General features: G+C 73.2%; 14 protein-coding genes and 1 pseudogene. 10 read left to right on the top strand and 5 right to left on the bottom strand.

Annotated elements, in window-relative coordinates; genetic code table 11:
- The first annotated feature begins 132 nt into the window (after window positions 1-132).
- A complete protein-coding gene (locus tag IT780_RS23295) occupies window positions 133-1527 on the top strand; it encodes a DUF1996 domain-containing protein (protein ID WP_199513735.1) in 1395 nt (464 codons plus the stop codon).
- 67 nt (window positions 1528-1594) lie between these two features.
- Here the strand turns inward: IT780_RS23295 and IT780_RS23290 are convergent, their stop codons facing one another.
- A complete protein-coding gene (locus IT780_RS23290) occupies window positions 1595-2170 on the bottom strand; it encodes a DUF305 domain-containing protein (protein ID WP_199513734.1) in 576 nt (191 codons plus the stop codon).
- A gap of 37 nt (window positions 2171-2207) precedes the next feature.
- Entirely contained in the window at window positions 2208-3020 is an 813-nt protein-coding gene (locus IT780_RS23285; protein ID WP_199513733.1) for an endonuclease/exonuclease/phosphatase family protein, read from the bottom strand.
- A 236-nt stretch (window positions 3021-3256) separates the two neighbouring features.
- Between IT780_RS23285 and IT780_RS23280 the strand changes: the two genes are divergently transcribed.
- Window positions 3257-6307, top strand: coding sequence for a discoidin domain-containing protein (locus IT780_RS23280; RefSeq protein WP_372443774.1), 3051 nt, complete (start codon window positions 3257-3259; stop codon window positions 6305-6307).
- A gap of 68 nt (window positions 6308-6375) precedes the next feature.
- Window positions 6376-6750 carry a VOC family protein gene (locus tag IT780_RS23275; protein WP_199513732.1) on the top strand — a complete coding sequence of 125 codons (375 nt, stop codon included), beginning with the start codon at window positions 6376-6378 and terminating at the stop codon, window positions 6748-6750.
- A gap of 179 nt (window positions 6751-6929) precedes the next feature.
- Here the strand turns inward: IT780_RS23275 and IT780_RS23270 are convergent, their stop codons facing one another.
- On the bottom strand, window positions 6930-7400 hold the full coding sequence (locus IT780_RS23270; protein ID WP_307831328.1) for a hypothetical protein: 471 nt from the start codon (window positions 7398-7400) through the stop codon (window positions 6930-6932).
- A 141-nt stretch (window positions 7401-7541) separates the two neighbouring features.
- On the opposite strand from IT780_RS23270, the gene IT780_RS23265 reads away from it, so the two are divergent.
- Genes IT780_RS23265 through IT780_RS23255 form a run of 3 tightly spaced genes read left to right on the top strand, consistent with a single transcriptional unit; the run spans window position 7542 to window position 10112 of the window.
- Entirely contained in the window at window positions 7542-8231 is a 690-nt protein-coding gene (locus tag IT780_RS23265) for a response regulator transcription factor (RefSeq protein WP_199513731.1), read from the top strand.
- Entirely contained in the window at window positions 8224-9573 is a 1350-nt protein-coding gene (locus IT780_RS23260) for a sensor histidine kinase (protein ID WP_199513730.1), read from the top strand. The genes IT780_RS23265 and IT780_RS23260 overlap by 8 nt, the downstream gene beginning before the upstream one ends.
- 41 nt (window positions 9574-9614) lie before the next feature.
- On the top strand, window positions 9615-10112 hold the full coding sequence (locus tag IT780_RS23255) for a hypothetical protein (RefSeq protein WP_199513729.1): 498 nt from the start codon (window positions 9615-9617) through the stop codon (window positions 10110-10112).
- Window positions 10113-10183: 71 nt separating this feature from the next.
- On the opposite strand, the gene IT780_RS23250 is transcribed toward IT780_RS23255, so the two are convergent.
- Together IT780_RS23250 and IT780_RS23245 are read right to left on the bottom strand one after the other, a co-directional pair.
- Window positions 10184-10954: a DUF5995 family protein gene (locus IT780_RS23250; RefSeq protein WP_199513769.1), complete on the bottom strand. Its 771-nt coding sequence runs from the start codon at window positions 10952-10954 to the stop codon at window positions 10184-10186.
- Window positions 10955-11113: 159 nt separating this feature from the next.
- Entirely contained in the window at window positions 11114-13930 is a 2817-nt protein-coding gene (locus tag IT780_RS23245; protein ID WP_199513728.1) for a helix-turn-helix transcriptional regulator, read from the bottom strand.
- A gap of 175 nt (window positions 13931-14105) precedes the next feature.
- On the opposite strand from IT780_RS23245, the gene IT780_RS23240 reads away from it, so the two are divergent.
- The 4 genes and pseudogenes from IT780_RS23240 to IT780_RS43225 all read left to right on the top strand — a co-directional run.
- Window positions 14106-14741 (top strand): adenylate/guanylate cyclase domain-containing protein, encoded by a 636-nt coding sequence (locus IT780_RS23240; protein WP_307831327.1) that lies wholly within the window; start codon window positions 14106-14108, stop codon window positions 14739-14741.
- Between the two features lie 96 nt (window positions 14742-14837).
- Window positions 14838-20048 carry a diguanylate cyclase gene (locus tag IT780_RS23235; protein ID WP_199513727.1) on the top strand — a complete coding sequence of 1737 codons (5211 nt, stop codon included), beginning with the start codon at window positions 14838-14840 and terminating at the stop codon, window positions 20046-20048.
- A 123-nt stretch (window positions 20049-20171) separates the two neighbouring features.
- Window positions 20172-22229 carry a DNA gyrase/topoisomerase IV subunit B gene (locus IT780_RS23230; RefSeq protein WP_199513726.1) on the top strand — a complete coding sequence of 686 codons (2058 nt, stop codon included), beginning with the start codon at window positions 20172-20174 and terminating at the stop codon, window positions 22227-22229.
- A gap of 17 nt (window positions 22230-22246) precedes the next feature.
- Window positions 22247-22507 (top strand): annotated as a pseudogene (locus IT780_RS43225) (DNA gyrase subunit A); the annotation flags it as partial.
- Between the last annotated feature and the right edge of the window lie 14 nt (window positions 22508-22521).

Below are 22521 nucleotides of genomic sequence, written 5' to 3'. Positions count from 1 at the left end.
CCAGGCCATCGGCAACGGCAGGGCGGCCACTCCTCGGAAACCACCCAACGACAAGAAACCATCAGCCACACCCCACCGTCCCCGGGCATCCAGGGCATCACCCCAGACGATCAACAACCTTATGGAGATCCCATGAGAACAAAGCTCAGGCGGCTGCTCGCCCCGCTCGGCGCGACCGTAGTGGCGGGCTCCCTGCTCGCGGTCGGCGTCCAGCAGGCGCACGCGGCCGACACCCTGCTCTCGCAGGGCCGCCCCGCGCTCGCCTCATCGCTGGAGAACGGCGAGTCCCCGGCCGCCGCCGCGGTCGACGGGCGCGCCGAGACGCGCTGGGGCAGCCAGTGGGCCGACCCGCAGTGGCTGCGCGTCGACCTCGGCGGCACGGCCACCGTCTCGCGTGTCGTCCTGCAGTGGGAGGCCGCGTACGCCAAGGCCTTCCAGATCCAGACCAGCCCGGACGGCACCACCTGGACGAGCATCTACAGCACGACGAACGGTACGGGCGGCACGCAGTCGCTGACGGTCAACGGCAGCGGCCGGTACGTGCGCATGTACGGCACCCAGCGCGGCACCGGCTACGGCTACTCGCTGTACGAGTTCCAGGTCTACGGCACGGCGTCGACGACCACACCCCCGAACGGCGGCGGCTACGTGTACGCGAACCCGCCCGTCACCGGGGTGGTCCCGTCCACCGCCGTCCCGCCCGCGACGAACCCGCCGACCACGCACCACGAGTTCCAGGCGAACTGCTCGGTGAGCCGGTCGAACCTGCCCGACGACCCGATCGTGTTCCCGAACATGCCGGGCGCCTCGCACTCGCACACGTTCATGGGCAACAGCACCACGAACGCGGCCACCACGCTCGCCGGCCTGCAGGCCGGTCAGACGTCGTGCATCACGCCGGGCGACAAGACCGGTTACTGGATGCCGACGCTGCTCAACGGTGACACCGCCGTGCAGCCGGTCGGCCGGCAGGTCATCTACTACAAGAGCGGCGTCATCGACTACCGCAGCGTGCGCCCGTCCCCGCCGGGGCTGCGGTACGTCGTCGGCAGCCCGTCCGCCTCGCTCGACGAGTTCAAGAACGCGCCGGGCGCCGTCGAGGGCTGGGAGTGCGGCGACAGCGTACGGAACTGGGACTTCCCGGCGAACTGTGTGGCGGGCAGCCAGCTCAACATCCGCTACCAGGCGCCGAGCTGCTGGGACGGCATCCACCTCGACACGCCCGACCACAAGAGTCACATGGCGTACCCGGTGGTCGGGGTCTGCCCGGCGAGCCACCCGGTGGCCGTACCGATGATCGAGTTCAAGATGGCGTTCCCGGTCAGCGGGAACATGGCCAACGTGCGGCTGGCGAGCGGGCGCGGCTACTCGTTCCACTACGACTTCTACAACGCGTGGGACGCCCCGACGCTCAACGCGCTCGTCACCCACTGCATCAACGGCGGGCTGCAGTGCGACCCGCGCGGCTTCGACCAGTACAAGCCGGACCGCGGTGCGGCCCTGAACGAGAACTACGAACTTCCCTGATCCCGTACGGGGAAATCGTCCGGGTCGTGGGCCCCGGACGATTTCCCCGTACCGCGATAACCGAAATTCACGAGCCTTTTCCGAGCCGGGTCAGATATGTCCGCCGGGTGCGCAGCACCTCGGCGGCGAGGGCGCGGGTCTGCGGTTCGACGCCGGACTTCCGTTCGCTCTCGGCGAGCTTGAGCCCCTGCCGCAGATGCGCCTCGAGGTGGTCGCGGACGAGGTCGTCGAACGCCTTCCCGCGGGCGGCGGCCGCCGCCGTGACCTGCTCGGGGGTCACCATGCCGGGCATCGGCATGCCCTTGTGCGGGTTCTCGGCGGGCAGCTTCGCCTGGTCGTGCAGCCCGCGCAGCGCCGTCAGCTCACGCTCGTGCACGCCCGTGACCTCGGTGGACAGCGCCTTGAGGGCCGGGTCGGAGCCGTTGGCCGGCACCAGCGCGAGCAGGGGCAGCAGCTCCTCGTCCATCGCGATGGTGATCTCGACCCAGGCGAGGTCGGTGCCGCCGAAGAAGCCCGCGCCGCCGGCCGTGGGCGAGGGCGACGGGCCGGCGACCGGGTCCTCGGCGGCGGCGCAAGCGGCCGGTCCGAGCACGGTGATGAGAATGCACACCGCCGTGAGGGAGCGACGGGGATATCGATTCACGAATGGGAGTCTTGACGCCGCCCGCCCCGGTGTCAATTCACGAATCGGATTCGGTGAGGTCCACCGCGGGCGCCCAATGGTCGGAGGCGTACAGCCCTTCGTCCGGCCGGTCGCCGATGAGAAATGCCCGGGTGGGCCGCAGCGGACGCGCCGGATCGCCGGGCCGGGCGAGGATGTGGTCGATCCGGCGGCCGATCAGGTGGGTCGCCTCGACCGGCGCCTGCGGGTGCGCCGGGTCCAGCGTCACCGCGTCCGGCGATCCGCCGGCCGCCGCCCAGAGGTCGACGAGCGTCTCGCTCAGCGGCGCGATCTCCGGTTGCCCGGGGTACGCGTTGAGGTCGCCCATCACGAGCACCGGCAGCGGGCCGTCGAGCCGGGGGTCGGCGGCCAGCCGGGCCAGCACCCGCGCCTGCGCCAGCTGGTCCGGCGCGTACTGGGGCTGCCATTCGAGGCAGGTGACGAACGTGTGCAGCGGCCCGGCGGGGTGGTCCACTGTGGCCAGCACCGCGGTCGGCGCCGGGCCGGTGCGCAGGTCGTGCGGCAGGTCGTACACCTCCACCGACCGCAGCGGCCACCGGCTCATCAGCCCGATCCCCATCGTGACGCCCGCCTGGTCGGGCGTCTCCGGTTCCGGGGGTACGGGCGGCAGCGACGTCGGCACGAACACGGACCCGCGCAGGCCCAGCCGGTCGGCCAGCGCCCGGGGCTGGGAGCCGCCGGCGGTGCCCCACGTCTCCTGCAGGGCGACGAGGTCGGGCGAATGCCGGGCCAGCGCGGCGGCGATCCGCGGCTCCCGCTCGGGCCAGCGTCCGCCGAAGCGCCACCAGACGTTCCACGTCACGACTCGCATGCGTGGTCAGTCCCCGCCCCGGACCATCCTCATGCACACCCCGGCCTGGAAAGCGCTCTCCGAGACCTCGGCAGCTGTGTCTGATTGGCCCCACTTCGTCCGCGCTGGTCGACCCCTTCTATTGACATGAAGGAAAAGCGAGCGTAACACTGCGGCCACGTGGAGAGCGCTCTCCACCGATCCCCCGGAGTTCCCCGACTCCGCACCCTGAAGTCCCCGAGCGTCAGGAGTTCCCCGTGCACCCGGCTTCTCCTCCGGCCCCGCCGTCCGCCGGCGGCCCGCCACCCCGTCGCCGCCGCCTGCGCCGGCTGGCACCCCTCGCGGCGCTGGCCGTGGTGGCCGCGTACGTCGGCACCGTGCAGCTCACCGCGCACGCCGCGGACACCCTGCTCTCCCAGGGCAAGCCCGTCACCGCGTCCTCGCAGGAGGGCAACGACGTCACCCCCGGCAACGCCGTCGACGGCAACGCCGGGACGCGCTGGTCCAGCCAGTTCGCCGACCCGCAGTGGATCAGCGTCGACCTCGGCGCCACCGCGACGGTCACCCAGGTCGTGCTGCAGTGGGAGACCGCGTACGGCAAGGCGTACAAGATCCAGACCTCGCCGGACGGCACCGCCTGGACCGACATCTACAGCACCGCCACCGGTGCCGGCGGCACCGAGACGCTCACCGTGAACGGCAGCGGCCGCTACGTGCGGATGTACGGCACCGGCCGCGGCACGGGCTACGGCTACTCGCTGTGGGAGTTCAAGGTCTACGGCAGCAGCGGTACGACCACACCGCCCACCACGCCGCCGACAACGATCCCCGGCGACTGGAACACCGTCTGGACCGACGACTTCACCGGTCCGGCCAACACCTCGCCCAGCGGGGCCAACTGGCTGCTGCGCACCGGCACCCAGTACCCGGGCGGCGCGGCCAACTGGGGAACCGGTGAGGTCGAGACGGCGAGCAGCTCCACCGCCAACGTCTCCCTCGACGGCAACGGCCGGCTCGCCATCAAGGCGATCCGCGACGGCTCCGGTACCTGGACCTCCGGGCGCATCGAGACGCAGCGCACCGACTTCGAGCCGCGCGCCGGCGAGCAGCTCAAGTTCACCGCCGTCCTCAAGCAGCCCGACGTCGCCAACGGACTCGGCTACTGGCCCGGCTTCCGTGCGACCGGAGCCGCGTACCGCGGGAACTACACCAACTGGCCCGGTGTCGGCGAGACCGACATCATGACCGACGTCAACGGCCGCAACCAGCTGTCACAGACCCTGCACTGCGGCACCGCGCCCGGCGGCCCGTGCAACGAGTACGACGGACGCGCCGGCGGCTTCGCCTCGTGCACCGGCTGCCAGACCGGCTACCACGAGTACACGCAGATCATCGACCGGACGAAGACCGACGAGGAGATCCGCTTCTACCTCGACGGCCGGCAGACCTGGGTGGTCCGCGAGTCCCAGGTCGGCGTGACCGCGTGGGCCGCGGCAGTGCACCACGGCTTCTTCCTGCGCTTCGACCTCGCCATCGGCGGCAGCCTGCCGAACGCGATCGCCGGCTTCACCACGCCCACCCCGGAGACCACCTCGGGCGGCGTGCTCTCCGTCGACTCGGTCACGGTCGCCCGCGCCACCGGCAGCACGCCGGCCGCGATGACCGACCCGGCCACCCCCGCGGGGCCGTCGACCGTCCGGGTCACGGGTACGCAGGGGAACTGGCAGCTGAGCGTCAACGGCTCGCCGTACGAGATCAAGGGGTTGACCTACGGTCCGCCGCAGGCGGCCGCGGACGGCTACATGCGCGACCTGAAGTCCATGGGCGTCAACACGATCCGCATCTGGGGCGTGGACGACGCGAACACGCCGGCGCTGCTCGACCGGGCGGCGCAGCAGGGCATCAAGGTGATCGTCGGGCACTGGCTCAACCAGGGCGCCGACTACGTCAACGACACGGCGTACAAGAACTCCGTGAAGGCCGAGATCGTCGCCCGCGTCAACGCGCTCAAGAACCGGCAGGGCGTGCTGATGTGGGACGTCGGCAACGAGGTCATCCTCACCATGCAGGACCACGGGCTGTCCGCCGCCGAGGTCGAGGCGCGGCGCGTCGGGTACGCGAAATTCGTCAACGAGGTCGCGCAGGCCATCCACGCTGCCGACCCCAACCACCCGGTCACCTCGACGGACGCGTACACGGGCGCCTGGCCGTACTACAAGCAGTACGCGCCCGACCTCGACCTGCTGGCCGTCAACTCGTACGGCGCCATCGGCAACGTCAAGCAGGACTGGATCAACGGCGGCTACACGAAGCCGTACATCGTCACCGAGGGCGGACCGGCCGGCGAGTGGGAGGTGCCCGCCGACGTCAACGGCGTACCCACCGAACCGACCGACCTGCAGAAGCGCGCCGGGTACACGGCCAGCTGGAACGCCATCAAGTCGCATCCCGGCGTGGCGCTGGGGGCGACGGAGTTCCACTACGGACTCGAGAACGACTTCGGCGGCGTCTGGCTCAACACCTTCACCGGCGGCTGGCGGCGGCTCGGCTATCACGCGCTGAAGCAGGCGTACACCGGCCAGGCCTCGGCGAACACGCCGCCGGAGATCACGGCGATGTCGGTGAGCAACCAGACGTCCGTCCCCGCGGGTGGCACGTTCACCGTCAGCGCATCGGCCACCGACCGCAACGGCGACCTGATCCGCTACAACCTCATGTACTCGGACAAGCACATCACCGGCAACACCGGCCTGCGGCACGTCACCTTCACCGACAACGGCAACGGCACGTTCACCGCCCGCGCCCCGGAGAAGCTCGGCGTCTGGAAGGTCTACGTGTACGCGTACGACGGCCAGGGCAACGTGGGCATCGACCAGCGCTCGTTCCGCGTGGTGCCGCCGACGGTCCCCGGCACCAACCTGTCGAAGGGCAAGCCGGCCACCGCGTCGACGTACCAGCCGACCGGCACGAACGGGCCGCAGCTGCCGGCGTACGCGGTGGACGGCGACTACGGCACCCGCTGGGCCAGCGAATGGGTCGACACGGCGTGGCTGCAGGTCGACCTCGGTTCGGTGCAGTCGTTCAACCGCGTGCTGCTCGCCTGGGAGGACGCGTACGCGAAGGCGTACACGGTCCAGGTCTCCAACGACGGCAGCACGTGGAGCACGGTCTACTCGACCGGCTCGGGCAACGGCGGCTTCGACGACCTCACCGTGAACGGCTCCGGCCGCTACGTCCGCGTCAACGGCACCAGCCGAGCCACCACGTACGGATATTCGCTGTGGGAGCTGGGCGTGTACCGCAGCTGAGACCATCGTTTTTGCCGGCCCCCAGGTCTAGCGTCAGAGGTGAGGATCCCGGCAACGAGGGGGAAACGATGGACAGCGTGGTCCACTTCGAGGTTCCGTTCGACGACGCCGAGCGGGCGCACGGCTTCTACCGTGAGGCCTTCGGCTGGGGGATGCAGTCCATGCCGGGCATGGGTTACACCCTCGTCACCACGACGCAGACCGACGAGTCCGGGCGGCCGGGCGAGGCGGGCGGCATCAACGGCGGCATGCTCGCCCGCCAGGGCCCGATCACCGCGCCGGTCATCACGATCGGGGTCGACGACCTGGACGAGTCGCTCGCCCGCGTCGAGAAGCTGGGCGGCAAGGTGGAGATCGGGCGGCAGGCGGTGGGTGAGATGGGGTTCTCGGCGTACGTCCGCGACACCGAGGGCAACCTGATCGGCCTCTGGCAGAACGCCTGAGTCCCCGTGGCGGGGGGGGGGGGGGCGGGGGGGGGGCCCCCCCCCCCCCCCCCCCCGCCGGCCCCCGGGGGGGGGGCGGGGGGGGGGGCCCCCCCCCCCCCCCCCCCCCCCGCCCGCGGCGTCGCTACGGGCCGGCCGGGCTCGTGGTCATCCCGACCGGCAACGAGGCCGGGAACGGTCTACAGCTCGCGGGCCCAGGCGAGGACCCGGTCGACGTCGTCGCGGGTCCAGCCGATCGCCGAGTCGATGCTGACCAGCAGCGTCGGCGCGGCGCGCCCGGCGGCCCAGCGGCGGCCGGCGTCGGTGTGGTTGTCGTCGATCCAGGCGGCCGGCCGGTCCCCGGCCGCGGCGGCGATCGCCGGGACCTTGTCCTCGGGCTTGAACGGCAGCGGCGGGAATCGCACCACCGGCAGCGGGTCGATGCCCAGCATCGGCACCAGCAGCGAGTTGGCGTCCTCGCCCCACGCGCTGGCCCAGTGCACGTCGCCGGCCCCGGCCAGCTCGGCGATCCAGGCGCCGTGGCCGGGACAGTAGCGCTCCGGGCCCTCGCCCGGGTAGAACTCGTGCTCCAGGTAGCCGTCGGGGCAGGTGGAGGCGCCGAAGGGGTTGAGCACCCCGTCGACGTCCAGCAGCAGTACGGGTCGGGTCACGCCCCTATCCAACACCCGCCCGCGGGCACGGCGCGATCACCCCGGCCGGGTGCGGCCCGGCCCGGTGCGGCCGCGGCGGCCCTGGCGGATCCGTACCTGATCCGAACATCCGGGGCACCCGGGCCCGGGCAGAATGGGCGGGTGAGCGACGCACCCGCCAAGGGCCTGATCCTGGTCGTGGAGGACGAGCGGCCCATCGCCGACCTCGTCCGGCTGTACCTGGCCCGGGACGGGTTCGGCGTCCACGTCGAGCATGACGGCGCCGCGGGCCTGGCGGCCGTACGGCGGATGCGGCCGGTCGCCTGCGTGCTGGACATCGCGCTGCCGGGCATGGAGGGCACCGAGATCTGCCGGCGGATGCGCGAGGACGGCGACTGGACCCCGGTGGTGTTCCTGACCGCGCGCGACGACGAGGTGGACCGGATTCTCGGCCTGGAGCTGGGTGGCGACGATTACCTCACCAAGCCGTTCAGCCCACGGGAGCTCGTCGCCCGGGTGCGGGCCCTGCTGCGCCGCGCCGCCGGTCCGCCGGACGGGGGCCGGGTGCGCTCGGTGGGGCCGGTGACCCTCGACCCGGCGCGGCGGCTCGTCACCGTGGAGGGCTCGCCGCTGGCGTTGACCCCCACCGAGTTCGACCTGCTCGGGCACCTGCTCGGCCGGCCCGGGCGCGTGTTCACCCGCGAGGAGCTGCTGGCGAGCGTGTGGGGGTACGCGTCGCACGCGGGCACGCGTACGGTCGATGTCCATGTCGCCCAGGTCCGCGCCAAGCTGGGCGCCGCCGCCGGGGTGATCCGCACCGTGCGCGGCGTCGGCTACACCGCCGATGCGTAGGTTCTTCGCGACGCTGGCCGGCCGGACGGTCCTGGTCACCGCCGCCACCGCGGTCGTCTCCGTCATCATCACCGCGATGGTCGCGTTGCCGATCGCGGTGCGGTCGGCCAACAGCGCGGCCCGCGCCGACCTGGCCGAGAAGGCCGCCGTGGCGGTCGAGCTGCTGACCAGCGAGCGCGCCGTCGTCCGGGAGCGGATCGTGCAGCGGCTGCGGGACGACGGCATCGACCTCTACCTCGTCCGGCGGGGCGTCGTCGACCGGCCCGGGCTGCCGGAGCGGGTGGTCACGCAGGTGGCGTCCGGCACGGTCGTCGACACCCGGGGGATCGTCGACGGGGAGGCCGTGCTCATCGCCGGGCGGCCGCTGCGCGGTGTCGACAGCGGTGTGGTGCTGACCCGGGGCGTGGTGTCCGGCACCGCTGCCCGCGTGCTCGGCGGTGTCTGGGTGGCGCTGCTGGCCGGGCTGCTCGGTGGCGTCGGCGCGGGCGCGCTGCTCGCGCACTTCATCGCGCGGCCCCTGCGGCAGGCTGCGGTGGCGGCGGGGCGGCTGTCGGCGGGGGACCGGTCGGTGCGGCTCGCCGTACGCCCGCCCGCGGAGGCCGCCGAGCTGGCCGTGGCCCTCAACCGGCTCGGCGCGGCCCTGCAGATCAGCGAGGGCCGGGAGCGGGAGTTCCTGCTGTCGGTCTCCCACGAGCTGCGGACGCCGCTCGCCACGATCCGCGGCTACGCCGAGGCGCTGGCGGACGGCGTCGTGACCGATGACGGCGCGGTCAAGGCGGGCGCCACGATGGTCGCCGAGGCGGACCGGCTGGACCGGCTCATCTCGGACCTGCTGGTGCTGTCCCGGCTGGAGGCGGCGGACCTGCCGGTCGACGTCGTCGCGGTGGACCTGGCCGAGCTGGTGCGCTCGGCGGGTGAGGCGTGGGTCTCACGGTGCACACCGGACGGTCCGCGGTTCTCGGTGGAGGTGCCGGACCGGCCGATCGTGGTCGACACCGACCCGGGGCGGATCCGGCAGGTGCTCGACGGGTTGTGCGAGAACGCGTTGCGGGTGGTGCCGGCGGGGGCGCCGCTGGTGCTGGCCGTACGGGCGGGCGAGCGCGGCGGCGTGGTGGAGGTCCGCGACGGCGGTCCCGGGCTCACCGACGAGGACCTGGCGGTGGCGTTCCAGCGGGGTGCGCTGCAGCAGCGGTACCGGCACGTGCGCAAGACCGGCAGCGGTCTCGGGCTGGCCCTGGCCGCCCGGCTCGTGGCCCGGCTGGGCGGCACGATCGAGGCCGGTCACGCCCCGGAGGGCGGCGCGCAGTTCGTCGTGACGCTGCCTTACACAACCCGAACCTGACGCTGACGCATCCCGCGCATCGCGGGGGCAGGGTGATCACCATGATTCGACACCGCATCGCGTTGACCCTCACCACGGCGGGCCTCGCCGGCCTGCTGACCCTCACCGGCTGCGGCACCCCCGGTGCGGCCCCCGGCGCCGACGTGGCCGACGAGACCGCCGCCCTGCGGACCGTCGCGCTGCAGGGCGAGCCCAGCGCCGCACCGGGCAAGCCGGGCGAGCACCGGCCCGGCGCGCGGCGGCTGCTGCGCAAGAACACCCTGCACGGCGAGGTGGCGGTGCAGGGCAAGGACGGCGTACGGACGATCGTCGTGCAGCGCGGCACCGTCACGGCCGCCGACGGCAAGACCGTCAGCGTCAAGTCCTCGGACGGCTTCGCGCAGACCTGGACGCTCGGCGACAAGCTGCGGGTCGTGCAGGACAAGAAGCAGGACAAGAAGAAGGTCGCGGTGGACGCCGTGAGGACCGGCGCGACGATCGGGGTGGCCGGCCGCAAGGACGGCGACGCGGCCGTCGCGCGCCTGATCGTCATCGGGTAGCGGTCGATGGGATAGGGCCCGCGCTCGTTGCCGTCCGAGCGCGGGCCCTGCCCCGCCCCCTCATCAAAGAATCACTGCAGGATGGCGCCCATCGGCGACAGCAGCAGCTTGCCGACGGCCTCCGCGGTGTGGTCCAGCCGGCCGCGTTCGCGGCCAAGGGCCTGCAGGTCGTGGCGTACGGTCCACAGCCGCTGCGCGTTGCGCCAAGCGACGTTGCGGGTGTACTCCACGACGCCGCCCTGCCACCAGTCGTCGAGGTCGCCGTTCATCATGTCGACGAGCAGCTGCCACCGTTCGAGGTAGCCGCGGCGCAGGCCCGGGATCTGGGCGGCGAAGATGTCGTTGAGGTGCAGGTAGTCATGGTGCTGGTCGCTGTCGTCCACCGGGTCGCAGCCCTGGTGGTCGAACGTGGTGACCAGCGCGAACGGCAGGTCGTAGCTGATGTGCGCGTTGAGGCCGGCGGCCGCCGAGGGCAGCGGCCGCGCGTCCGGGCAGGGGATCCGGTGGAACAGTACGGTCCACGCCTTCGGACAGCCGGAGCTCATGTCGGACCACTGGCGCAGCGCGTCGAAGTACCGGGCGGCGAACTCGACGTCGAGCCGGGCGAGGAAAGCCGGGTCGGCGAAGCTGCCCGCGTACAGCCGTTCCAGGACGCACGTCGTGATCGTCAGGTACTGCTTGTTGAAGTCGGCGACCGGGTTGCTGCCCAGCAGCGGCGGCACCCGGTCGAGGACGTCCTGCAGCTTGGTCAGCTGATCGACCACGGCGGGCACGTCATCGGGGTACGTGGCCAGCACGTCGGCCATCTCCCGCTGCACTGGTCCCCAGACCGACTCGGTGATCATGGATCCTCCACTGACGTCCTCCGCGGAGGCCCTCCAGCACCGCCCGGCGACCGGGCCGCCGGGCGGTGCTCCCCCGAACGAGACCCAGCCTGGCACCGGCGGCCTACGCGGGGATCGGTAGAACGACGTATCTCCCGTACGTAGATAACGAAACGGTCACGCCGCGCGGAGGTAGACCCGGCTCGCCTGGACCCGCGTACGGACCTGGAGCTTGTCGAAGATGTGGCCGATGTGCACGCCCACGGTCCGCTCGCTGATGAACAGCTTCTGGCCGATCTCGCGGTTCGTCAGCCCTTCGGCGACCGCGGCCAGCACCTCGCGTTCCCGATCGGTCAGCATGCTGAGCTCGTCGCCCGGCCGCGCCGGCACCGCCGTCACGATCTCCTCGTCGCCGGTCAGCGCGACCCGGGCCCGGCCCGCGACCTGGGTGATCTCCGCGGCGAACGGTTTGGCGCCCATGGCCTGCGCGGTCGCGTACGCCTCCCGGATCGCGGTGGTCGCCGCGGCCCGGCGGGTGCGGCGCGCGAACGACGCCTCGGCCTGCCGCAGCCGGGAGTACGCCGCCGGGTACGGCTGGTGCCGCCGGTCCCAGGCGGCGGCCGCCTTGGCCCACAGCTCGGGATCGTTGCGCTCCTCGATCCGGCTCAGCTCGGCGGCGCACAGGTCCAGATAACCGTCGACGACCGCGCGTACGGGCGCCGGCGCGCTCCCGGCGTTGCGGGCGACCCGGTCCACCACCACCTGCAGGCGGCGTACCGCACCGGCGTCCACCGGGACCGTGCCGCCGACCTGCGCCTCCGCCTCGGCGCGCAGCCCGTGCCACGCCAGCACGCCCAGCAGCACGAGGTCGTCGGAGCGGGTCTCGGTGAGCCCGCGCTGCACCGCCGACCGGGCCTCGGCGTGCCGGCCCTGCCACATCGCCAGGCCCGCGCGCAGCGTGAGCATCGGCATGACGTGGCGCGCCCCGCCGCCGGCGAGGATCGTGGCGACCGCGTCCAGGTCCCGGTCGGCCGCCGCGATGTCGCCGAAACCCACCCACAACCGGCACCGCGCCAGCAGGATCTCGACCGCGTCGGCCCCCGACGGGCGGTGCCGCATGGCGGCGGCCAGCACCTGCTCGGCCTCCGCCCACTGACCCACCCGGAACAACCCGTTCGCCGCGATCGCCAGCAACCGCGTCTGATATGTGCGCCCCTGCCCGATCGCCGCGAGCTTCTCCGCGCCGCGGCGGGCGACGAGCACGCCCTCCTCGATGTTGTTGAGCGGGTTGGTCAGCAGCTCGGCGAGGTGCAGGTACGCACACCCGATGTCGTCCGGGTGCCCGGAGCGCTCGGCGATCTCCACGGCCTGCCGGATGACGGCGAGCCCGGCGTCCGGATCCTCCCGGAAGGCGAGGCTGAACCCGAGCGCCGCGCTGGCCCGTACGAGGTCCGCGGTCGAGCCGTCGGCGCGGTCGGCCAGGTCGAGGGCGTCGCGGGCGCGCACCCCGGCGTCGGCGTACCGGCCGAGGTGCACGAGCAGCTCGGCGAGGTGGGCGGCGGCGCTGGCCTTCTCCGAGGGAGTGCACGCCGAGGCCGCGAGGGCGCGCTCGTACTCGATCTCGGCAGTCGCGGCGCGGCCAGCGGCGGCCAGGTAGCGGGCCCGGCGCAGGTGCAACGCGCACACCCCGGGGGCGTCGTCGCGCCGGGCGAGCTCTTCGAGGGTGGACAGGGCACGCTGGTGCTCGCCGCAGCGGTGCGCGGACTCGGCGGCGTGCGCGAGCAGGTCCGTGCGCCCCGGATCGGCGTCCGGGGTGAGCTCCAGCGCGAGCGCCCAGTGCCGGTACGCCTCCGCGAAGCCGTACAGCCGCTCGGCCGCGCGGGCTGCGGCGACCACCGACGGCAGCGCGCGTGCGGGCTCCCCGGCCTGCTGCCAGTGGTGTGCGAGCCGGGCGTGGTCGGGCTCGCCGGCGAAGGCCTCGAGGGCCTCGGCGTAGCGGCGGTGCCGGGCGGTGTGCTCGGCCGGCAGCACCTCGTGCGCCAGGACCTCGGCCACGACCTGGTGGCGCAGCCGGTAGCCGTCCGCCGCGCTGGTCACGAACCGGTGCGCGACGGCGTCGCGGACGGCCTCGATGAGCTCGTTCTCGGGCAGCGGCAGCACCCGCGCGAGCAGCTCGTGCTCGACCGGTTCCACCCCGGCGGCGACGGCGTGCACCACGTCGTGGGCGTGCGGGGGCAGCTCGTCGACGCGGGACAGGAAGATCTCGCGCAGCGTGTCGGACAGCTCCACCCGGCCGTCGCGCAGGTCGCGCGCCAGCTCCTCGGCGACGAAGGGGTTGCCCCCGCTGCGCTTGTAGACCCGGTCGGCGTCCTCCGGCGCGACGTCCTTCCCGGCGATCGCGGTGACCAGCTCCGCGGTGGCGTCCTGGTCGAGCGGGGCCAGGTCGAGCACGTGTACGGACCGCAGCCGGCGCAGCTCCGCCAGGACCCGTCGCAGCGGATGGGAGCCGTGCAGCGACTCCGAGCGCACCGCCGCCAGCACCGACAGGTTGAGCTCGCCGAGGCCGGCCAGCAGGTAGAGCAGCAGCTGGCGGGTGCTGCGGTCGGCCCACTGCAGGTCGTCGAGGACCAGCAGCAGCCGGCGTCCGCGGGCGAGGGTGCGCAGCTCCTGCGAGACGCGTTCGAGCAGGGCGCCGGCACCGTCCGGGGCCTCGCCGGCCGCGGCGTGCGCGCCGGCCTGCCGCAGCGCCTGCAGGACCGGGTGCAGGGGGGAGGCGTCGCCGATGTCGAGGCAGGCCCCGAAGAGTACGGCGGCCCCGGCCGCCCGCATGGCCTCCGCGGTCTCCCGCAGCAGCCGGCTCTTGCCGACGCCGCTCTCGCCGGTGACGAACACGGCGGAGGTGCCACCGGGGCCGGCGGCGAACAGATCGGCCTGGATCGACGGCAAGATGTCGGAACGTCCGACAAGTGGCGCGTCGTCCCCCTGGCTGGCCATGCGTGGCAGCCTAATGGGAATCGAGGTGAGCCGTTCTCGTCGGTTCGGACTGTTCTGCGTCACAGAACAACCGACGCGGCGGCCGTTGTCACAGATACGTCATTCTGCGGATCCGCTGTCTTGTGCCGGGCTGGCACCGTTTCCTTCGCCAACGCGAACGAAGGGAGCGGGGGACGTGAACAGAACCACCGCCGGCCTGCGGTGCCGGCGACAGACCGTGACAGTGTTGTTCGTCGACATCGTCGGCTTCACCAGCCTGATCGACGATCTTGACTGCATCGATGTGCGTGACCTGCAGGTCGACTACTTCGACGCCGTGTCCTCGGTCGTCCGGGCGGCCGGTGGGGTCGTGGAGAAGTTCATCGGCGACGCCGTCATGGCGGTCTTCGGCGCGAGCGGCCCGCGGGCCGGCCAGCCGGACGAGACGTGCCGGGCGGCCGCGGCCGCGGTCCGGGCGGGGCTGCTGATCCAGGAGGCGCTGCGGGGGCGTCTTCTGGCCGGCCGCTTCCCGGTACGCACCCGGGTGGGACTCGCCACAGGCGACGCGATCGTCGACCTCGACGCGGCCCGCGACGGCGGGTACGGCATGGTCAGCGGCAGCGTCGTCGCCACGGCGGCACGGCTGCAGGCGTACGCGCCGCACGACACGGTGGTGGTGTGCGCCGCCACGCAGAGCGCCTCGGACGCGGCCATCGCGTACCAGGAGATGCCCCCGGTGTCCGTTGCCGGCAAGGCGGCACCGGTCGAGCTGTGGCGGGCGCTGCAGCCGCAGGCCGTCCCCGCGCAGCGCGCCCTCCAGACCTGCGCCTGACGAGCGGACGGCCGGGACAATCCTTCAGCGGGGCGGTGGTGCGCCGATAGAGGCTGCGTGGGTGCCTCGCCTTCCGTACCGGCAGAGCCGGCAGCGGTGCAATCCGAGCTCGGCGTCGCCGCCGGGCTCGAAGTGCTGGGCGAGCTCGGCCGCGGCGCGCAGGCTGTCGTCTACCGGGTCCGGCGCGACGGGCGCGACTACGCGCTGAAGATGCTGCTCGAGGAGACCTCCGCGAGCTCGGGCCGGGACCGCGACTTCCACCGGCAGGCGGCGCTGCTGGCCGCCGTCGACAACCCGAACCTGCCGCGGGTGCACAAGTCCGGTGACGCCGGCGGGCGCCCGTACCTGATCATGGATTTGATCGAGGGCGAGCCGCTGGCCCGGCGGCTGCTGCGCGGACCGGTACCGGAACGGCACGCGATCTCGATCGGCGCCGACGCCGCAGGCGCGCTGCGCGCGGTCCACGAGCACGACCTCGTGCACCGCGACATCAAGCCCGAGAACGTCATGATCACCGCCGAGGGCGCGGCCCGGCTCGTGGACTTCGGGCTCGCCGCCCCCGCGTCCCCCGAGGGACTGGGCCCGGACGACGCCGTGGCCGGCACGCTGACCTACTGCGCGCCGGAGCAGACCGGCATGCTCAACCGGCCCGTCGACAACCGGTCCGACCTGTACGCCCTCGGTGCCGTGCTCTTCGAGTGCGTCACCGGTGCCCCGCCCTTCGCCGCGGACGACGTCGCCGAGCTGCTGCACCTGCACGCGACCGCGCCCGTACCCGATCCGCGGGCCCTGGCGCCCGGGCTCGGGGCGACCCTCGCCGCCATCATCGTGCGGCTGCTGGCCAAGGACCCCGACGACCGCTACCAGAGCGCCGCGGGGCTGCTGGCGGACCTGCGCCGGCTCGCCACCGACCCGGCCGCGGTGTTCCCGCTCGGCGACGAGGACGGGCCGGTCGCGCCGCTGGAGCCGCGGCTGACCGGGCGCGACGCCGAGCTCGGCCTCCTCCGCGAGCGCTGGACCGACGCGGCGAGCGGCCGTGGCGGCGTGGTGCTGCTGCACGGGCCGTCCGGGGCCGGGAAGACCCGGCTCGCGGTGGAGCTCGGTGCGCTGGTCGCCGCGCAGGGCGCCGTGGTGCTGCGCGGCGGTGCGTCGTCCAGCGACCGGCGTCCGATGGCGCCGCTGCGCGCTGCCGTCGACGCGTACGTGAAGGACCTGCTCGGCCGCCCCGGTGGCCGCGCCGCCGCCGCGAACGTCCTCCGTGCCGCCGCGGGCCAGAGCGCCGGCCTGGTGACCAGCCTGTCGCCGGCGCTGGCCGAGGTCCTGGGCGTGCCCGAGGTGCCGGGCGAGATCGGCCTCGGCCGGCACGCCGCCGCGGTCGCCGACCTGCTCACCGGCCTGGCCCGCACGGCCGGCCCGGTGCTGGTGCACCTCGACGACGCGCAGTGGTTCGACGAGGGCACCGTCCGGGTGCTGCAGCAGCTCGCCGCCGGCGTGTCCGGCGTACGGATGCTCGTCGTGGCGACGACCCGGCCCGCCGACGGCGATGCGCAGGAGCATCCACCACGCCTCGGCTCCGGCCAGGTGCTCGACATCAGCCTCGCGCCGCTCAGCCAGGACCAGGTCGGGCTGCTCATCGAGTCGATCTCCGGTGGCCTGCGGCTGCCGGAGCGCTCCGCGGCGCACATCACGATGCTGACCGGCGGCAACCCCTTCGTGACCCTCGCCTACGCGCGGATGGTCCTGGAGGCCGGCCTGCTGCGGCCCGACTGGGGTACCTGGGAGGTCGACGGCGACGGGGTCCGTGACCTGGCGCTGCCCGCCGACTCCGCCCAGCTCGTCCTGCGCCGGATGAGCGCCCTCGACGCCGGCAGCCGGCACCTGCTGAGCATCGCCGCCGTGGTCGGCACCGCGTTCAGCCCCGGGATCGTCGCCGAGGCCGCGGGCGTCGACCGCCGCCGCGTGCACGATGTGCTCTCCGACGCGAACCGGCAGGGTCTGCTCGCCCAGCGTGACGGCGTCCACCGCTTCCTGCACGACAGCATCCGCGTCGCGCTCCTGGCCGACCTCGGCGAGGACGAGGTGCGCGAGCTGCACAACCGCATCGCCGACGCCCTGGACCGCCGCCCCGACCCGGACGTGTACGCCCTCGCCCGGCACTGCGCGCTGGGCGACCCCGGCCACGACCCGGCCCGGATGCTGCGCGCCTGTACCGCGGCCGGCGCCCGGGCACTCGCCGAGCACGCGCCGGACACCGCCCTGACCTACCTCGAGTACGCCCGAGACGCCGCGCACACCGGCGGACTGGCCGTGGGCAGCGCCCTCAAGGAGCTGCTCGGCACCGCGTACCACCAGAACGGCCGGTTCGACGAGGCGATGGCGATGGTCACCGAGGCGCTGGCGGAAGCGGTGGACCGCACCGAACGCGCGCGTCTGCACCTCCTGCTCGCCCGGGTGCACGAGAGCAACTGGGGTGGGGCCGCTCAGCTGGAGGCGGTCGACCGTGGGCTGGCCGAGCTCGGCCGCAGCCTGCCGGTCAACCCCGTCCTGCGGGTGCTCACCTCCGTGTGGCTGTTCCTCGTCGGATGTCTCACGCGCGTCACGCGGCTGGGCTACGGCACCGCGAAGGGTGAGCACCGCGATCTGCTGCGGCTGGAGACCACGCTTCTTCACTACGGCGCTTCCGGAGCCATCCGTACGCTGCGCCCGACGTACTCCCTGCCGTACGCGTTGCGCATGGTGTACCCGATCAACCGGCTCGGCCGGTCCCCGGAGCGCGCCCGTGACTTCGTGGCGCTCACGATGGCCCTGCGCATGGTGGGACTGCATCGCCTCTCCGACCGGATCACCACGTCCTCCCTGCGGACCGCCGCCGAGCTGGGCGACCCGACGCTGATCGCCCGCATCGACTGGATGACCGCCATCGCCGTGCACGGCAGCGGCGCGGACTCCGGCGAGCGGGTCCGGCGGGTGCTGATGGAACGCGACCGCTTCCTGGACGCCGGGCTGATCCTCGACTGCTACGCCGTCCTCGGCTGGGACTGGCTGCTGCGCGGCGAGATCGCCGAGGCCGAGGCGGCCTGCGCCGGGCGGCAGCGCTGGCTCGACGCCGGCGGGCACGCCGACCGCAGCGCCGTCGTGGCGATCGACGCCGGCCTGCTCGCGATGCGCGGCCGGGCCGGGGAGGCCCTCGCGGCGCTCGGCCGGGCCGGTGACACCCGGGAGATCCACGAGATCGTCGACATGATCGGTGCCCGGATGCTCGCCGCGATCGAGCGCGACGACCTGGGCGCGGCCTTCGACGACGCCGTCGCGGAGTTCGAAGGGCTGGGCCTGCGCCCGTCCGACGTCCTCCCGGCCCAGCACGCGTACTTCGTCCACCACGCGTACGGCCGCCTCGAACAGGCCCGTCGCGCCGCGCCGGCCGACCAGGAGCGGGCGCTGGCCGCCGCCGAGGCGGCCGTCGCGACCCTCGGCCGGGTCACCAAGCGCCCGGTCGTCGCGGCGCACCACCGCATCGCCAAGGCCGCCCTGGCGGTGCTCAAGCCCGGGCACGCCGGCGTCGCGCTCGACATCCTCACCCGGGCCGAGAAGCTGCTGCGCGCGGTCGACGCGCCGCTGACCTCCTTCGAGGCCGCCCTGATCCGCGCCCGCGCGCTGGCCCTGCTCGGCGTGACCGGCGAGGCCGACCGCCAGGCGCGGATGGCCGCGACCATCGCCGAGGAGCGGGGCTGGCCGCACCGCGCCCGCCGGGTCGCCGCCGAGTTCCGGCTCGACGCCGGACGGCGCAACCGGGTGCCGGTCGTCGCCGCCCGGGGCCGGGCCGGCCAGCGCTGGGCCGCGCTCGAGCAGCTCAGCAACGCCGCGTCGCGGGTCATCGACCCCGACCGGCTCACCCGGGTCGCGCTGGACGAGACCGTACGCCTGCTCGGCGCCGAACGCGCCCTGCTGTTCCTCGTGGACGCCGACAGCGGGGTGCTCGCCCCGCAGGTCGGGCGCGACGCCACCGGCCACGACCTCGCCGAGCTCACCGGCTACAGCACCACGGTGGTGGACCGGGTCCGGCACAGCCGCGAGCCGCTCGTCGTCACCGGCACCGAGGAGGGCGCGGCCCTGGGTGCCGACAGCGTCGTCCAGTACGGCCTGCGCAGCATCCTCGTCGCCCCGCTCGAACTGGACGACCGCCTGCTCGGCGTGGTGTACCTGGACAGCCGCGTCGCCAAGGGCGTGTTCACGGTCGACGACGCCGACGTGCTGACCGCCATCACCCACCACATCGCCGTCGGTCTGGAGACCGCCCGCGCCGCGCAGCTCGAGGTCGCGGTCGCCGCCGCCAACCGGCAGCGCGACCTCGCCGAGACGCTGCGCCGCGCGATGGCCCGGCTCAGCGGCACCCTCGACCCGGAGCTCGTGCTGCGCCGGCTGCTGCTCACCGCCCGGCAGACGCCCGGCGGCGAGCGCGGTTGGCTGCTGCTCGGCACGTCGTCGTCGGCCGAGGTCACCGTGCTCGACGGCACCGGCGGCACGGCCACCCTGACCCTGGCGGACCACCCCGAGCTGCGCGCGCTGCTCGACAACCGGCAGGCCGACCTCACGCCGGGTACGCCGGCCTGGGCGTCCTCGCTGGGCTCGCACACCGGCGGCAGCTGGCTGACCGTCACGCTGGACGACCGGGACGGGCCGGTGGGCGTGCTCGTGCTCGCGTCCGAGCGGGCCAACGCGTACGCCGCCGCGGACCTCGGCGTAGCGGCCGCGCTGGTCGGGCAGGGGATGGTCGCGTACGACAACGCCCGGCTGTTCAGCCGCATCAACGAGCTGGCCACCACCGACAGCCTGACCGGGGTGGCGAACCGGCGGCGGTTCTTCGAGCTCGCCGAGCGCTCCCTCGGCGCGGCGCGGCGGTCGGGGGACCCGGTCACCGCGCTGATGATCGACATCGACCACTTCAAGCGCATCAACGACACGTACGGCCACCAGATCGGCGACGACGTGATCCGTGGCGTGGTCGACCGGCTGCTGGCCGGCCTGCCCCCCGAGGGTCTCGTCGCCCGGTACGGCGGTGAGGAGTTCGCCGTCCTGCTGCCGGGCGTGTGCGAGGACGGGCCGGCGCTCGCCGAGAAGCTGCGCGCCGCCGTCGACGGGAGCCCGGTGGAGACGCGTACGGGCCCGATCCCCGTCACGATCAGTGTCGGGCTGGCCCGGCTCCGTCCCTCGGACGCGACCGCGGACACCCTGCTCGGCCGGGCAGACGCGGGCCTGTACGCCGCCAAGCAGGGCGGCCGGAACCGTGTCGTGGCTCACGAAGAGTGATGTTCGTCCGGTTCCTCCCGGTCTTTGCCGGGGCGTACCGGGTCGGCCTCACGAAACTCGTCGTACCTGCCCGGTAGGCTCGCCGCGTCGTTGACGGCCGCCACTGCCCGGGAGTAATACCTCGTGACTGCGCAACAGGAGATCCTCTACGGGGCCGACGATCTCACGCACCTCGAGGGCCTCGACGCGGTGCGCAAGCGCCCCGGCATGTACATCGGCTCGACCGACAGCCGCGGCGTCAACCACCTCGCCAACGAGATCATCGACAACTCCACCGACGAGGGCGTCGCCGGCCACGCCGACACCGTCACGGTGTTCCTGCACGCCGACGGCTCGGTGCAGGTCGACGACGACGGCCGCGGCATCCCCACCGACATCAACGCCAAGTCCGGCCTCTCCGGCGTCGAGCTCGTCCTCACCCGGCTGCACGCGGGCGGCAAGTTCGGCGGCTCGGGCTACAAGACCTCCGGCGGCCTGCACGGCGTCGGTGCCTCCGCGGTCAACGCGCTGTCGCTGCGCTTCGACGTCACGGTCAAGCGCGACGGCAAAGTCCACGAGATGTCGTTCCAGCGCGGCGTCCCGGGCATCTTCTCCGGCGACGGGCCGGCGGCGACGTTCCAGGCCGAGCCCGGCCTGCGCGTCGTGCGCAAGATGAAGCGCGGCGAGCGGTCCGGCACGTCCATCCGCTACTGGTACGACGCCCGCTACTTCGAGACCGGCGCCCGGCTCGACGCCGACACGGTCCGCGCCAAGCTGCGCAACACGGCCTTCCTCGTGCCCGGCGTCGCGTTCGTGCTGCACGACCGCACGGGCGAGGAGCCGCTCGAGGAGAGCTTCCACTACCCGCACGGGCTCACCGACATGGTGGAGTTCCTCACCCCGTCCGGCGACAAGCCGGTCTCCGGCATCCTGATGGTCACCGGCGAGGGCACCTACAAGGAGAACGCCGCCGACGCCAACGGCGTCATGCAGTCCAACGTCGAGCGCCGCGCCGAGATCGAGGTCGCGTTCCGCTGGGGCACCGGCTACGAGCGCACCGTCGAGTGCTTCACCAACACGATCCGCAACATGCACGGCGGCACCCACCGTAAGGGCTTCGAGCGGGCCCTGACCCGCGCTCTCGGCGAGGCCGTCCGCAACGCCCGGGGCCTGCTCAAGCCCAAGGAGGACGTGCCCGTCCTCGACGACTACCTCGAGGGCCTCACCGCGGTCATCCACGTGCGCGTGCCCGAGCCCCAGTTCACCTCGCAGACCAAGGACGAGCTCTCCACCGCCGGCATCACCCGGGTGCTGCAGGGCCTGGTCGAGCAGCACCTCAAGCAGTGGATCGACGACCGGCGGACCAAGAGCGAGGCCCGCACGGTGCTGCAGAAGGTGGTCGACGCCGCGCGCGTGCGCCTCACCCAGAAGCAGCAGAAGGACGCCGCCCGGCGCAAGACCGCCCTCGAAGGCGCGTCGATGCCGCCCAAGCTCGTCGACTGCCGCTCGACCGGCATCAGCCGCAGCGAGCTCTACATCGTGGAGGGTGACAGCGCGCTGGGCACCGCCCGGATGGCCCGCAGCTCCGAGTACCAGGCGCTGCTGCCGATCCGCGGCAAGATCCTCAACGTGCAGAAGGCCAGCCTGCAGCAGGTGCTGGACAACGCCGAGTGCTCGGCCATCGTGCAGGTGCTGGGCGCCGGCTCGGGGCGCACGTTCGACCTGAGCACCATGCGCTACGGCCGGGTCATGATCATGGCGGACGCGGACGTCGACGGCTCGCACATCCGCACGCTGCTGATCACCCTGTTCGCCAAGTACATGCGGCCGGTGATCGAGAACGGCCGGCTCTTCGCCGCCATGCCGCCGTTGCACAAGGTCAGCACCAAGGGCCGCAACGCCGAGACGGTGTACACGTACACCCAGCAGGAGATGGAGACCACGGTGACCCGGCTCGAGAAGGCCGGCAAGACCGTCAACCGGCCGGTGCCCCGGTTCAAGGGCCTCGGCGAGATGGACGCCGACGAGCTGTGGGACACCACGATGAACCCGGCCACCCGCGCTGTCCGGCGCATCACCCTGAACGACGCCGAGCGGGCCGAGGCCACGCTCGAGCTGCTCATGGGTGAGCGGGTCGAGCCGCGCAAGAACTGGCTCATCGAGGCCGCCGGCCGCATCGACCAGGAAACGATCGACGCCTGAGGAACGGGTCACAAGACATGGCACGCCGCAAGAACGAGCAGCCCCGGGTGGACCTGTCGGCCTTCGACCAGGCCGGGGCCCGCGTCATCGACAACCCCATCACCACCGAGGTCGAGGACTCCTACCTGGAGTACGCGTACTCGGTCATTCACTCCCGCGCCCTCCCCGACGCCCGCGACGGCCTCAAACCCGTCCACCGCCGCATCCTGTGGTCGATGCAGGAGCAGGGTCACCGGCCGGACCGTCCGTACGTGAAGTCCGCCCGCGTCGTCGGCGACTGTTTCGTCCGGGG

Origin of the sequence: Nucisporomicrobium flavum (genome assembly GCF_016464385.1) — a bacterium.
Classification (GTDB): Bacteria; Actinomycetota; Actinomycetes; order Mycobacteriales; family Micromonosporaceae; genus Actinoplanes; species Actinoplanes flavus_A.
Note: the sequence above shows the minus strand (reverse complement) of the source record. Positions and strands in the feature narration are given on the sequence as shown.

Bases quoted from the DNA above. Each gene is read 5' to 3' on its own strand.
- IT780_RS23260 (WP_199513730.1), top strand. From the start codon at position 8,224: ATGCGTAGGTTCTTCGCGACGCTGGCCGGCCGGACGGTCCTGGTCACC.
- IT780_RS23275 (WP_199513732.1), top strand. From the start codon at position 6,376: ATGGACAGCGTGGTCCACTTCGAGGTTCCGTTCGACGACGCCGAGCGG.
- IT780_RS23245 (WP_199513728.1), bottom strand. From the start codon at position 13,930: ATGGCCAGCCAGGGGGACGACGCGCCACTTGTCGGACGTTCCGACATC.
- IT780_RS23285 (WP_199513733.1), bottom strand. From the start codon at position 3,020: ATGCGAGTCGTGACGTGGAACGTCTGGTGGCGCTTCGGCGGACGCTGG.
- IT780_RS23255 (WP_199513729.1), top strand. From the start codon at position 9,615: ATGATTCGACACCGCATCGCGTTGACCCTCACCACGGCGGGCCTCGCC.
- IT780_RS23295 (WP_199513735.1), top strand. From the start codon at position 133: ATGAGAACAAAGCTCAGGCGGCTGCTCGCCCCGCTCGGCGCGACCGTA.